Annotated in this window: 15 protein-coding genes and 2 pseudogenes; 8 read left to right on the forward strand and 9 right to left on the reverse strand. The window is 60.8% G+C overall.

The window, feature by feature from the left end; genetic code table 11:
- Both ACXRVY_RS07825 and ACXRVY_RS07830 read left to right on the forward strand, forming a co-directional pair.
- A pseudogene (locus ACXRVY_RS07825) lies at positions 1–64 on the forward strand (cytochrome c oxidase assembly protein); the annotation flags it as partial.
- 25 nt (positions 65–89) lie between these two features.
- A complete protein-coding gene (locus ACXRVY_RS07830; protein WP_223459184.1) occupies positions 90–977 on the forward strand; it encodes a cytochrome c oxidase subunit 3 in 888 nt (295 codons plus the stop codon).
- A 5-nt stretch (positions 978–982) separates the two neighbouring features.
- Here ACXRVY_RS07830 and ACXRVY_RS07835 read toward each other — a convergent pair whose 3' ends face one another.
- Entirely contained in the window at positions 983–1,186 is a 204-nt protein-coding gene (locus ACXRVY_RS07835) for a twin transmembrane helix small protein (protein ID WP_223459187.1), read from the reverse strand.
- A gap of 70 nt (positions 1,187–1,256) precedes the next feature.
- On the opposite strand from ACXRVY_RS07835, the gene ACXRVY_RS07840 reads away from it, so the two are divergent.
- Genes ACXRVY_RS07840 through ACXRVY_RS07860 form a run of 5 tightly spaced genes read left to right on the forward strand, consistent with a single transcriptional unit; the run spans position 1,257 to position 5,156 of the window.
- On the forward strand, positions 1,257–1,997 hold the full coding sequence (locus tag ACXRVY_RS07840) for an SURF1 family protein (RefSeq protein ID WP_223459189.1): 741 nt from the start codon (positions 1,257–1,259) through the stop codon (positions 1,995–1,997).
- On the forward strand, positions 1,963–2,556 hold the full coding sequence (locus tag ACXRVY_RS07845; protein WP_223459191.1) for a hypothetical protein: 594 nt from the start codon (positions 1,963–1,965) through the stop codon (positions 2,554–2,556). The genes ACXRVY_RS07840 and ACXRVY_RS07845 overlap by 35 nt, the downstream gene beginning before the upstream one ends.
- A 10-nt stretch (positions 2,557–2,566) precedes the next feature.
- Positions 2,567–3,637: a COX15/CtaA family protein gene (locus ACXRVY_RS07850; protein ID WP_223459193.1), complete on the forward strand. Its 1,071-nt coding sequence runs from the start codon at positions 2,567–2,569 to the stop codon at positions 3,635–3,637.
- Positions 3,625–4,524, forward strand: a complete 900-nt coding sequence (gene cyoE / locus ACXRVY_RS07855) for a heme o synthase (RefSeq protein WP_223459195.1) — start codon at positions 3,625–3,627, stop codon at positions 4,522–4,524. The genes ACXRVY_RS07850 and cyoE overlap by 13 nt, the downstream gene beginning before the upstream one ends.
- The gene (locus ACXRVY_RS07860; protein ID WP_458237215.1) at positions 4,521–5,156 is read left to right on the forward strand and encodes an SCO family protein; all 636 of its coding nucleotides are present in this window, start codon (positions 4,521–4,523) and stop codon (positions 5,154–5,156) included. The genes cyoE and ACXRVY_RS07860 overlap by 4 nt, the downstream gene beginning before the upstream one ends.
- A 173-nt stretch (positions 5,157–5,329) precedes the next feature.
- Here ACXRVY_RS07860 and ACXRVY_RS07865 read toward each other — a convergent pair whose 3' ends face one another.
- The 7 genes from ACXRVY_RS07865 to zur form a co-directional block, all read right to left on the reverse strand.
- Positions 5,330–6,100 (reverse strand): MetQ/NlpA family ABC transporter substrate-binding protein, encoded by a 771-nt coding sequence (locus ACXRVY_RS07865; RefSeq protein ID WP_223459199.1) that lies wholly within the window; start codon positions 6,098–6,100, stop codon positions 5,330–5,332.
- A gap of 62 nt (positions 6,101–6,162) precedes the next feature.
- On the reverse strand, positions 6,163–6,837 hold the full coding sequence (locus ACXRVY_RS07870) for a methionine ABC transporter permease (protein ID WP_223459201.1): 675 nt from the start codon (positions 6,835–6,837) through the stop codon (positions 6,163–6,165).
- Entirely contained in the window at positions 6,837–7,844 is a 1,008-nt protein-coding gene (locus ACXRVY_RS07875) for a methionine ABC transporter ATP-binding protein (RefSeq protein ID WP_457266014.1), read from the reverse strand. Before ACXRVY_RS07875 ends, ACXRVY_RS07870 begins: the two co-directional genes overlap by 1 nt.
- A 367-nt stretch (positions 7,845–8,211) precedes the next feature.
- Positions 8,212–8,928, reverse strand: a complete 717-nt coding sequence (locus ACXRVY_RS07880; RefSeq protein ID WP_223459203.1) for a PA5502 family lipoprotein — start codon at positions 8,926–8,928, stop codon at positions 8,212–8,214.
- 37 nt (positions 8,929–8,965) lie between these two features.
- Positions 8,966–9,754 (reverse strand): zinc ABC transporter permease subunit ZnuB, encoded by a 789-nt coding sequence (gene znuB, locus ACXRVY_RS07885; protein WP_223459205.1) that lies wholly within the window; start codon positions 9,752–9,754, stop codon positions 8,966–8,968.
- Complete coding sequence (gene znuC, locus ACXRVY_RS07890) at positions 9,747–10,532, reverse strand: zinc ABC transporter ATP-binding protein ZnuC (RefSeq protein ID WP_223459207.1); 786 nt, start codon at positions 10,530–10,532, stop codon at positions 9,747–9,749. The genes znuB and znuC overlap by 8 nt, the downstream gene beginning before the upstream one ends.
- Positions 10,532–11,014: a zinc uptake transcriptional repressor Zur gene (zur, locus tag ACXRVY_RS07895; RefSeq protein ID WP_223459209.1), complete on the reverse strand. Its 483-nt coding sequence runs from the start codon at positions 11,012–11,014 to the stop codon at positions 10,532–10,534. Before zur ends, znuC begins: the two co-directional genes overlap by 1 nt.
- A 66-nt stretch (positions 11,015–11,080) precedes the next feature.
- On the opposite strand from zur, the gene znuA reads away from it, so the two are divergent.
- A complete protein-coding gene (gene znuA / locus ACXRVY_RS07900; protein WP_223459211.1) occupies positions 11,081–12,001 on the forward strand; it encodes a zinc ABC transporter substrate-binding protein ZnuA in 921 nt (306 codons plus the stop codon).
- A 128-nt stretch (positions 12,002–12,129) separates the two neighbouring features.
- Here the strand turns inward: znuA and ACXRVY_RS07905 are convergent.
- Positions 12,130–12,438 (reverse strand): annotated as a pseudogene (locus ACXRVY_RS07905) (homoserine kinase); the annotation flags it as partial.

The following is a 12,438-nucleotide window of genomic DNA, read 5'->3' on the forward strand; positions in this document are numbered from 1 at the left end:
GTCTTACACGCTGTTCGATATCACCGCCCGACATCCACCAGTAGCAGTAAACACTGGCGGCTGAGCGTGCCCGATAAGGAGAACAATAAATGGCAACTCATGAACATTATTACGTTCCCGCCCAGAGCAAATGGCCGATCATCGCCACGCTCGGCATGGTCACTACCGTGTACGGCCTGGCCACCTGGTTCAATGATCTGAAAGCGGCGCGCCCGGAGTCCCACGGGCCACTGATCTTTTTCGTCGGCGGGTTGCTGCTGGCCTACATGCTGTTCGGCTGGTTCGGTACGGTCATCAAGGAAAGTCGCGGTGGTTTGTACAGCGCGCAAATGGATCGTTCGTTCCGCTGGGGCATGAGTTGGTTCATTTTCTCGGAGGTGATGTTCTTCATCGCCTTTTTCGGCGCGCTGTTCTATGTGCGTCATGTCTCCGGCCCGGCCCTCGGCGGTGAAGGCGCCAAAGGCATCGCGCACATGCTGTGGCCGAACTTCGAATTCGTCTGGCCGTTGCTGAACAACCCCGACTCGAAATTGTTTCCGCCGCCCAAGGAAGTCATCAGCCCCTGGGGCCTGCCGCTGCTCAACACCGTGTTACTGGTGAGTTCCAGCGTAACCGTGACCATCGCCCACCACTCCTTGAAAAAGGGCCATCGCGGCGCACTGAAACTCTGGCTGTTGCTCACCGTATTGCTCGGCTGCGGGTTCCTCACCTTCCAGGCCGAAGAGTACATGCACGCCTATCACGAACTGGGACTGACCCTGGGCTCGGGCATCTACGGCGCGACATTCTTCATGCTCACCGGGTTCCACGGCGCCCACGTGACCATCGGCACCATCATCCTGTTCGTGATGCTGATGCGGATCATGCGCGGGCACTTCGACAGCGAGCATCAGTTCGGCTTCGAAGCGGCGAGCTGGTACTGGCACTTCGTGGATGTGGTGTGGATCGGGCTGTTCGTTTTCGTCTATGTGCTCTAAGCCTTTTACCAAGGCACGTGAGAGACCAGTTGGCCGCTGAAAAAGCCCCAGGCGATCAGACCGAGGGTAAGGGCGGCCAGCGTCACTCGCACACTTAAGGCAATGACGAGGCGGCTTGAGCGGCTGTCGTCCTTGACCAGAAAAAACAGGCCGCTGAACAGGCTGACAACCGTGGCAATCAGCATCAGGACGATGGCTGCTTTGAGCATGGTGAGACTCCGGGGGGAGAAGCGATGATATGAGTATAGCTATCGCGATGATCAACTTTCTGGCGACGCCATGAAGCGCTTTCGGCCAGGTGTCGTGCCAACGCTGGTGGTGGCGTTGTTGCTGCCGCTGCTGGTGTCTTTGGGGTTCTGGCAATTGAGCCGGGGCGCGGAGAAAAGCGCGCTGCTGCAAACCTACGCCGAGCGCCGTGTCGCCGAGCCGATGGCCAGCACCGAACTGCAATACATCACTGACCCGGCCTTCCGCCGGGTTCGCCTGCATGGCCAGTTCGATGCCGAACACAGCCTGCTGCTGGACAACAGTCAACGCAACGGCAGGGTTGGTGTCGAGCTGTTGCAACCGTTTCACGATCAGGCCACCGGGCTTTGGCTGCTGGTCAATCGCGGCTGGCTGCCGTGGCCGGAGCGCCGCACACCACCTCAATTCAAGACACCCACCGAAGCGGTCAGCCTCGACGCGTGGGTCTACGTCTCCCCCGGTGCGACGTTCCAATTGCACGCAGATCCCACAACGTTGACATGGCCGAAGCTGATTACGGCCGTTGAGCCAACCAGGCTCTGGACTGCGCTGAACCGCGAAGGCTTTGCCTTTGAGCTACGCGCCGAAACCGGCCCCGCCACTTATCAGGCCGATTGGCCGGTGGTGGTCATGGGGCCGGAAAAACACATTGCTTATGCCGTGCAGTGGTTCGCCATGACGATCGCCCTGTTCGGCCTTTATCTCTATCTCGGCTGGCACAACGCAAAGGAGAAGCACCATGGGAGCGGCCATGAATCCACCCAGCATATCTGAGGCGAAACCGTCGGTGAACCGGCGCAAGGGCCGCTTGCAACTGCTGCTGATCCTGTTCGGGGTGATCGGTCCGATGATCCTCGCCACCGGCATGTACAAGCTGAATTTCTGGGTGCCCGAGGGCCGCAGTTATCACGGCGAACTGATCGGTAACGGCCAGACCCGTGCCGACATCGGCGTGCAGGCTCAGGAGGATCGCTGGCAGATACTGGTAACGGCGCCCAAGGATTGTGCGGTGGACTGCCAGCAACTGGTGTATCTGGCGCGGCAGATCCAGATCGGCCTCGGCCGCGATGCGTCCCGCGCCAGCCATGCATTGGCTGCCGCGCAGACGCTGAACAGCGATTACGAGACTAAACTTCAACGCGAGTACCCGCAGTTGCAACGCTATTCACTGGACTTGCCTGCCTACACTAAAGGCGCTCAAAGCAATGACGCGCCGCACCTGTGGATCATCGACCCTCACGGCAACCTGGTGCTGCGCTATGACCCGTCGGTGAAGGGTAAGGACCTGCTCAACGACCTGCGTCACCTGCTGAAACTGTCGAATATCGGATAAGGGCATCGTCATGGCCAAACCTGGATTTCGCCTCGCGTTGTTTGCCACCTTGCTGGCACTGATTGTGGTGTTGCTCGGCGCCTACACCCGCCTGACCCACGCCGGCCTCGGCTGCCCGGACTGGCCCGGCTGCTACGGCTTCATCAGCGTGCCGAAAAGCGAAGCCCAGCTGGCCCATGCCGAATTGCATTTCCCGGACACTCCAGTCGAGGCCCACAAGGGTTGGAACGAGATGATCCACCGCTACTTCGCGGGCACGCTGGGGCTGTTGATCGCGGTGTTGGCCGGTCGTGCGTGGGGGCATCGCCGCCATCCGGGGCAACCGGTGAAGCTGCCGTTGTTTCTGTTGGCGGTGGTTCTTGGCCAAGCCGCGTTCGGCATGTGGACAGTAACGCTCAGGCTCTGGCCGCAGGTGGTTACCGGGCATTTGCTTGGCGGTTTCGCGACCTTGAGCCTGTTGTTTCTGCTGACCTTGCGCCTGTCCGGCGTACTGCCGGCGTTGACCGTGCCGCGACGCTTGCAGCACTGGGCGACGGCCGGACTGCTGCTGGTGATCGGGCAAATCGCCCTCGGTGGCTGGGTCAGTTCCAATTACGCCGCCGTGGCCTGTATCGACTTTCCTACTTGCCACGGCCAATGGCTGCCGCCTGCCGACTTCGCCAATGGCTTTCACCTGACCCAACACATCGGTCCGAACTATCTCGGCGGGCAACTGGACAGCGATGCCCGTACGGCCATTCACCTGACCCATCGCATCGGTGCGTTGCTGGTCACCCTGGTATTGCTCGGTCTGGCCTGGCAACTGAAGGCGGTTGGCATGACGCGCCTGGCAGGCCTGGTGCTGATCGTCCTTGGCGCACAAATCACCCTGGGTATCAGCAACGTGCTGTTCCATCTGCCGCTGCCGGTGGCCGTCGCGCATAACGCGGGAGGGGCGGCGCTGTTGCTGACCATGGTGCTGGTCAATTACCACGCCCGCACCAGTCTGGTCCGGGTCAAGCAAGCGCGCTGGCACTTCAGCCCGCGTAAACACTCAGCCGGGCCCATAACAATAAAAGGAGAGATGCCATGGCGATTCTGATCGGCGAACGTCCCAGTCAGGCGATCTGGCGTGACTACCTGGAGCTGACCAAACCCAAAGTCGTGGTGCTGATGCTCATCACTTCACTGGTGGGGATGTTCCTCGCGACCCGTGCCGGCGTGCCGTGGACGGTGCTGATTTTCGGCAACCTGGGCATCGCTTTGTGTGCCGGTGGCGCGGCGGCGGTCAATCATGTGGTGGACCGGCGCATCGACGCGGTCATGGCGCGCACCCACAAACGGCCGCTCGCCGAAGGCCGGGTGTCACCGACAGCTGCGCTGACGTTCGCGCTGGTATTGGCAGCCCTCGGGCAAGCCATGTTGCTGACGTTTACCAACCCGCTGACCGCGTGGCTGACCCTCGCCTCGTTGCTCGGCTACGCGGTGATCTACACCGGATTTCTCAAGCGCGCGACCCCGCAGAACATTGTCATCGGTGGTCTGGCCGGTGCTGCGCCGCCGTTGCTCGGCTGGACTGCCGCCACCGGTCACGTCAGCGCCGAACCGCTGCTGCTGGTGCTGATCATCTTCGCCTGGACCCCGCCGCACTTCTGGGCGCTGGCGATCCATCGCAAGGAGGAATACGCCAAGGCCGACATACCGATGCTGCCGGTCACCCATGGCGAGCACTACACCAAGATTCATATCCTGCTGTATACCTTCGCGTTGCTMGCTGTCAGCCTGATGCCTTACGTGATCCACATGAGCGGTGTGCTGTACCTGGCGTGTGCGCTCGGGCTGGGTGCGCGATTTCTGCAATGGGCCGTGGTGCTGTACCGTGGCACTCGGCCGCACGCGGCGATCAACACGTTCAAGTACTCTATTTACTACTTGTTCCTGCTGTTTATCGCCCTGCTCGTAGACCACTACTTACTGTTGAACCTATGACTCGAACCCAGAAAACCGTCTTCATTCTCGTTGCCCTGGTCGCACTGATCCTGGGCCTGACCGTCAACAAGGTGCTGTCCGGGAAGAATCAGGGCGATCCGACAGCGCTGATCGACGCCGGAATCATTTTGCTGCCGCAGAGCCGTAATCTGCCGGACGTGACGATGACCAATCAGGACGGCCAGCCGGTCGCGATCAATGAATTGAAAGGCAAGTGGAGCCTGCTGTTCTTCGGCTACACCTTCTGCCCGGACATCTGCCCGACCACCCTCGCCCAGCTGCGACAGATCAAGAGCGAGTTGTCGCAAGAAGCGGTGGATAAACTGCAAATCGTGCTGGTCAGCATCGACCCCAATCGCGATACGCCCAAGCAGCTCAAGCAGTACCTGGGTTACTTTGACCCGCAGTTCATCGGCMTGACCCCGGCGTCGACCGAAGAGCTGCAAAAGATCGCCAACGCGGTGAGCATTCCATACATTCCGGCGGACACCAGCAAGCCGAACTACACCGTCGACCACAGCGGCAACCTCGCGGTGATCGGGCCGGACGGCACCCAACGCGGGTTTATACGGGCGCCGCTGAACAATGCGAAGCTGGTGGCGCAGTTGCCGGTGATGCTCAAGCGTCAATAACGGCACCACTAAACCTGTGGGAGCGAGCTTGCTCGCGATGGCGGACTGACATTCAACATCTATGTTGGATGTTACGGCCCCATCGCGAGCAAGCTCGCTCCCACAGGAGGGCTGTGTTTCGGGCACAAAAAAGGGGCGCATTCGATGCGCCCCCTTTTCGTTGCAGCAGTCGGTCAGAACGCCGGCACCACCGCGCCTTTGTACTTCTCGAGAATGAAGGCCTTCACTTCCGGGCTGTGCAGGGCAGCCACCAGTTTCTTCATCGCTTCGCTGTCCTTGTCATCCGGACGAGCCACGAGGATGTTCACGTACGGCGAGTCGCTGCCTTCGATGAACAGCGCGTCCTTGGACGGATCGAGCTTGGCTTCCAGCGCGTAGTTGGTGTTGATCAGCGCCAGGTCGACCTGGGTCAGCACACGCGGGATGGTCGCGGCTTCCAGCTCACGGATTTTCAGGTCCTTGGTGTTCTCGGTGATGTCCTTCACGGTCGACAGGATGTTGTTCGAATCTTTCAACTTGATCAGACCGGCCTTGGCCATCAGCAACAGTGCCCGGCCGCCGTTGGTGGCGTCGTTCGGGATGACCACGGTGGCACCGCCAGGCAGTTCGGCAATGGTCTTGTACTTGCTGGAGTAAGCGCCCAGGGGCTCCAGGTGCACGCCGGCCACGGAAACCAGGTGGGTGCCCTTGGCCTTGTTGAACTCATCCAGGTATGGCTGGTGCTGGAAGAAGTTGGCGTCCAGGCGCTTTTCCGCGACCTGCACGTTCGGCTGGATGTAGTCGGTGAATACCTTGACCTTCAGGTCCACGCCTTCTTTGGCCAGGGCTGGCTTCACGAATTCGAGGATCTCGGCGTGCGGAACCGGAGTGGCTGCGACAGTCAGGGTTTCAGCGTGGGCAGAGAACGCGGCAACGGCCGCGAAGGCCACGAGTAGTTTTTTCATTCAGCTAACTCCTTGTGCGGCGCCGGTTTCCGGCGCCTGCCAGCGAATGGCCGGCTCATGTCTTATTTACGGGAGAAATGCACAACCAGTTTGTCGCCGACGGTTTGCAGTACCTGGACCAATACCAGCAGCAATACCACCGTCACGACCATCACATCGGTCTGGAAACGCTGGTAACCGAAGCGGATCGCCAGGTCGCCCAGACCACCGGCGCCCACGACACCGGCCATCGCCGTGTAGGACACCAGCGTAATGGCCGTCACCGTAATCGCCGCGAAGATGCCCGGACGAGCCTCAGGCAACAACGCGTTGGTGATGATCTGCCGCGTGGTCGCGCCCATGGCCTGGGTCGCTTCGATGATGCCGCGATCCACTTCACGCAAGGCGGTTTCCACCAGGCGGGCGAAGAACGGCGTGGCACCCACCACCAGCGGCGGGATTGCACCCGCGACACCGAGGGACGTGCCGGTGATCAACACTGTGAACGGAATCATCACGATCAACAGGATGATGAACGGCAGCGAACGCAGAACGTTCACCACCAGGGACAACATCGCGTAGATGCCCTTGGCTTCCAGCAACTGGCGCGGGCTGCACAGGAACAGCAGCACACCCAACGGCAAGCCGAGCAGCACGGTGAACAACAGCGAACCGCCGAGCATCAGCAGGGTGTCGCAGGTGGCCAGCCAGATTTCGAACCAGTCGATATTGGCAAAGAAACTTGTCAGGGCTTCCATTAGCGCAGCACCTCCATGTGAACGTCGGCCGCGGTGAAGCAGGCGAAGGCCGCTTCCATGTCACCGCCGGTCACGGCCAGGGTCAGTTGCCCGTATGGGACTTCTTTGATGCGGTCGATACGACCGGCCAGGATGCTGTAGTCCACACCGGTTTCCCGGGCGACGGTGCCCAACAATGGCGCGTAGGTCGCTTCGCCCTGGAAGGTCAGACGCACGATGCGACCCGGCACGTGAGCGAAGTCATCACGCTGTTCGCTTTCGTCGATCTGCTCGTCTTCCTGCACGAAACGCTTGGTGGTCGGGTGCTTCGGATGCAGGAACACCTCGGCCACCGAGCCTTGCTCGACGATCACGCCAGCGTCCATGACTGCCACCTGGTCGCAGACCCGGCGGATCACGTCCATCTCGTGGGTGATCAACACGATGGTCAGTTTCAGCTCGCGATTGATCTCGGCCAGCAATTGCAACACCGATGCGGTGGTTTGCGGGTCAAGGGCGCTGGTGGCTTCATCGCACAGCAGGATTTTTGGCTTGGTCGCCAGGGCGCGGGCAATGCCGACACGCTGCTTTTGTCCGCCGGACAATTGCGCCGGGTACTTTTTCGCGTGGTCGGACAAACCGACCCGCGCCAGCAACTCGGCCACGCGCGAGTCGATCTCGCTACGCGACAGTTCGCCGGCCAGGGTCAGTGGCAGCGCGACGTTGTCGGCGACAGTCTTGGAGGCCAGCAGGTTGAAGTGCTGGAAAATCATCCCGACCTGCTGACGGAAGCGGCGCAGGCCATTGGCGTCGAGCGCGGTGACTTCTTCACCGCCGACGGTGATCTTGCCGCCGCTGGCGTTTTCCAGGCGATTGATCAGACGCAGCAGGGTACTTTTTCCTGCTCCGGAATGACCGATCAAGCCGAAAACCTGCCCGTTCTCAATCGTCAGACTGGTCGGATGCAGAGCGGGGATTTCCTTACCGGCGACGCGGTAGGTTTTATGGACGTTTTGAAACTCGATCACGTAGCGAACCTTGTGGGGCGCGTTAGAAAAGGATCAGCGGTTAGCCGGGCGCGCATTTTAGCCTGTCCGTATAGAGGTTCTTAGCATTTATTTCGCATTAGTCCTGTCATTTGGCAATAACGCGATCAAAGGTCTGAAAAAAGTAACGGCTGAAGAGGCTCGCCCAAGGCCGAAGGCAATTTCGACCTGCTGGGCAGCATCGGGTTTGGGACAGGGAGGCGAAGGCCAAGGCGATTCTGGCCTGAAGATCTGCGGAGCTAGAGCGACCGCCATCGCGAGCAAGCTCGCTCCCACAGTAGAGAAGTGTTGGTCACAAAATGTGTGGGCAACCCGAAACCCTGTGGGAGCGAGCTTGCTCGCGATGCTTTTAAGATTTGCGAGGGGTCAGAACCATCTGCGCCGGAACACTGCGCAAAATCTGCCGCTCAAGCTTCAGATCAAACTCAGGATCGAGCTTGTTCACCCGTTTGGTCAGCAAATTAGCCAGCCAAGGGTAATCATTGGTGCGCGGTGCCTGAATGCTCACGTCACACTGAAAGTTCACCACATCGGCAGCGATGGCATCGAGTTGGCGACGCAGTTTGCCCATATCGTTGATATTCAGCTCGACCGTGGTGCTTTCAGCCATTAGATCGACAACCTTGGCTTTTGGCTTGGCTTCGGCAGCCTTGAGGGCAGCCTCGGCTTTTTCCAGCTCGGCCTTGCGCGCCTGGGCAATCGAGCCGTTGACTCCACCGGTCAGTGCCGGAGCCTTGGGCATCAATGCGCGGGCACGACTAAGGGCGGTAGCGGCAGCATCCACGTCACCCTTTTGCAGCACGATCTGGCTGCGGCGCAGGTAGGCTTCGGCCAGTTGCCGCTGGTATTGCTCAAGGGAAGCATCGTTGGGCGATTCGGCCTGCAAGGCTGCCAATTGGTCTTCGGCGGTGGCCAGTTCATCGCTGGCGATGTTTTGTTCCAGCTGTACGATGGCCGTGGCCCGCGCGTCGGCGGCCTCGGTGGCCGCCGGTGGCGTGCTTTGGCAGGCGCCCAGCAGCAAAGAAAATGCGACAAGGAGCAGATAACGGGAGGCGAACGACTTCATTCCTGCGACTCTCTATTTGCGCAAAAAACGAGCAAGTCTACACCCCTCGACGGGGCAGAACAAAACTCAGCAGAAATAGCGCGGCGGCCGTCACCACAATCGACGGGCCGGCCGGGGTATCCTTGAACCAGGACAGCGCCAGCCCGCCACACACGGCGAGTATGCCCAGCAGGCTCGCGCCCAGTGCCATCTGCTCCGGCGAACGGGCGTGACGTTGTGCCGCAGCAGCCGGGATGATCAGCAACGAAGTGATCAGCAATACGCCGACGATTTTCATCGCCACGGCAATCACTACGGCGATCAACAGCATCAGGGCCAGGCGCAATCCAGCCACCGGCAGACCTTCGACCCTGGCCAGTTCTTCATGCACCGTGATTGCCAGCAATGGGCGCCACAATGCAACCAGCAAGAGCAGTACTGCAGCACTACCGCCAAGAATCCAGGCCAGGTCGGTCGGACTGATCGCCAGCAGGTCGCCGAACAAATAGGCCATCAGGTCGATTCGCACTTCGTGCATGAAGCTTAGTACCACCAGACCCAGAGAAAGTGTGCTGGGTGCGAGAATTCCCAAAAGTGTGTCGGACGCCAGCGGCTGGCGTTGTTGCAAGGTCACCAGCAACACTGCCAACAGCAAGCAGCCAACGGTGACGGCAACGGTCGGGCTGACATCCAGCAGGAAGCCCAGGGCCACACCGAGCAATGCCGCGTGGGACAGGGTGTCGCCAAAATAGGCCATGCGCCGCCAAACCACGAAAGACCCCAGCGGGCCTGCAACGACGGCCAGGGCCAGGCCTGCAAGCAGGGCGTAGAGCAGAAAATCAGCCATGCTTGCAGCTATCTCCGTGAATATGGGGTTGGCCCGACGCGGGCGCCTTGACCACCGAGCCATGCAAGTCGTGGGCGTGGTCGTGATGGTGGTGATAAATCGCCAGGCTTTGTGCGTTTTTTCCGAACAGCTCGACGAAAGCCGGATCGCCGCTGACCTGCTCGGGATGGCCGGAACAGCAGACGTGACGATTGAGGCAAACCACCTGGTCCGTGGTGCTCATCACCAGATGCAAATCGTGGGAGACCATCAGCACGCCGCAACCGTGACGGTCGCGCAAGCGGGTGATCAGGCTGTACAACTCAGCCTGGCCGGCCACATCGACACCCTGCACCGGTTCGTCGAGCACCAGCAGTTGYGGCTCGCGCAACAAGGCCCGGGCCAGCAACACGCGCTGCATTTCGCCACCGGAAACGCTTTGCACCGGGCTGTCGATTACTTGCTCGGCACCGACTTCCTTGAGTGCCGCCAAGGCCATCGCACGGTCCACGCCCGGCACCAGGCGCAAGAAACGCAGGACCGACAGCGGGAGGGTCGGATCGACGTGAAGTTTTTGCGGCATGTAACCAACCCGCAGTTTCGGCTTGCGCCAGACGCTGCCGCTGTCCGGTTTCAACAGGCCGAGCACGGCACGCACGAGTGTGGTTTTGCCGGCGCCGTTGGGGCCGATCAGGGTAACGATCTGCCCCGGTTCGACGCTCAGCTCGATGTTGTCCAGCACCGGTTGCCCGGCGAACGTGACGGCAACCTGCTCAAGACGGATCAGCGCGTTGCTCATCAAGCCCCCTGGCAACCCGAGCAGAGACCGACCACTTCGACGGTCTGGCCTTCGACGATAAACCCGACATCCTTGGCGCTGGCGATGATCGCGTCGCTGATGGATTTTTGTTCGAGCTCGATGGCGGCGTGGCACCCACGGCAGATCAGGAACTGACCCTGGTGAGCATGTTCCGGGTGATTGCAGCCGATGAAGGCGTTGAGCGAGGAGATCCGATGGACCAAGCCGTTTTCCAGCAGGAAATCCAGCGCGCGGTACACCGTCGGTGGCGCGGCGCGGCGACCGTCCTGCTCGCTGAGGACCGCGAGAATGTCGTAGGCACCCAGGGGCTTGTGGCTTTGCCACACCAGTTCCAGCACCCGCCGGCGCAATGCGGTCAGGCGCAGGCCTTGACGTGCGCACAGGGCATCGGCCTCGGACAAAGCGCTGTGAACGCAATGTGAGTGGTCGTGGGGGCGGCTGGCAATCGGTGTTTTTAGCATGAGCGGCGACGAGTTTTGTGAGAGACGTTATTATGTTACCCGTTCTCGCCTCTTCGAGTGGTCATCGTGTCCCGACTTTTTTCTATCTTTGTCGCATTTGTCGCAAGTTTTCTGCTGATCGGTTCGGCGCAGGCCGAGGTCAAGGTCCTTACCAGCATCAAGCCTCTGCAATTGATCGCCGCGGCGGTGCAGGACGGTGTGGCGATTCCCGAGGTTTTGCTGCCACCTGGAGCATCGCCGCATAACTATGCGTTGCGCCCTTCTGACGTACGCAAGGTGCAATCGGTGGACCTGCTGTACTGGATCGGCCCGGACATGGAAGGTTTCCTGCCTCGCGTGCTCAATGGTCGTACGCTGCCCAGCGTCGCCGTGCAGGAGTTGCCGGGCATGAAACTGCGCCGCTTCGCCGAAGATAGCCACTCCCACGCCGAAGAAGCCGACGAACACGACCACGATCACCGCCCGGGCAGCCTGGATGCGCACCTGTGGCTGTCGCCGGTCAACGCCCGGGTCATCGCCACGAAAATGGCGGCCGACCTGAGTGCCGCCGATCCTGACAATGCCGCGCGCTATCAGAGCAACCTGAAGGCCTTCGACGAGCGCCTCGATGCACTGGATGCGCGCCTGAAGAAACGCCTGGCCGATGTTCAGGGCAGACCCTACTTCGTGTTCCACGAAGCCTTCGACTACTTCGAAGACGCTTACGGCCTCAAGCACGTGGGAGTGTTCAGCGTCGGGGCCGAAGTGCAACCCGGTGCCCAGCATGTCGCGGCGATGCGCGCGCGTTTGCAGGAAGTCGGCAAGACCTGCGTGTTCAGCGAACCGCCGTTGCGCCCGCGTCTGGCGGAAACTTTGGTGACGGGTTTGCCAGTGAAACTGGCTGAGCTGGATGCGCTGGGCGGGTACACGCCGGCGACTGCCCAGGGCTATGAGCAGGTGCTGGAGAAGTTGGGGAATGATCTGGCGGGGTGTCTGGAGTCGTTGTAACCGACACCGGACCCTGTGGGAGCGTGCTTGCTCCGGGCGGCGTTCCGACGATAGTGGCGGGTCAGTCAACTTGATGTTGAATGTAATGCCGCCTTCGCGAGCAAGCTCGCTCCCACAGGTCAAAGCCTTTAAAGGGCGAAAGGCAATGGCGTATTGACCGTCTGCCGCTGCGCCAGGCGCAGTTGGAACTCCATCGGATCGTGAATCAACACATCCTGCCCGGCGAACGACTCCGCGGCGATCAAGCGTGACAACCAGAACCGTACGCAAGCCACCCGCAGCATGGTCGGCCACAACTCGGCTTCGGCAGCGGTGAACGGTCGCAGGGCTGCATAAGCGCCCAGCAAGGCCCGCGCTCGCGGTCCATCGATCACGCCATCGTCGTCCGAGCACCAGTCGTTCAAGGCAATCGCCACGTCGTAGAGCATCGGCCCGGA

The sequence above is a fragment of the Pseudomonas sp. P5_A2_2 genome (assembly GCF_054177685.1).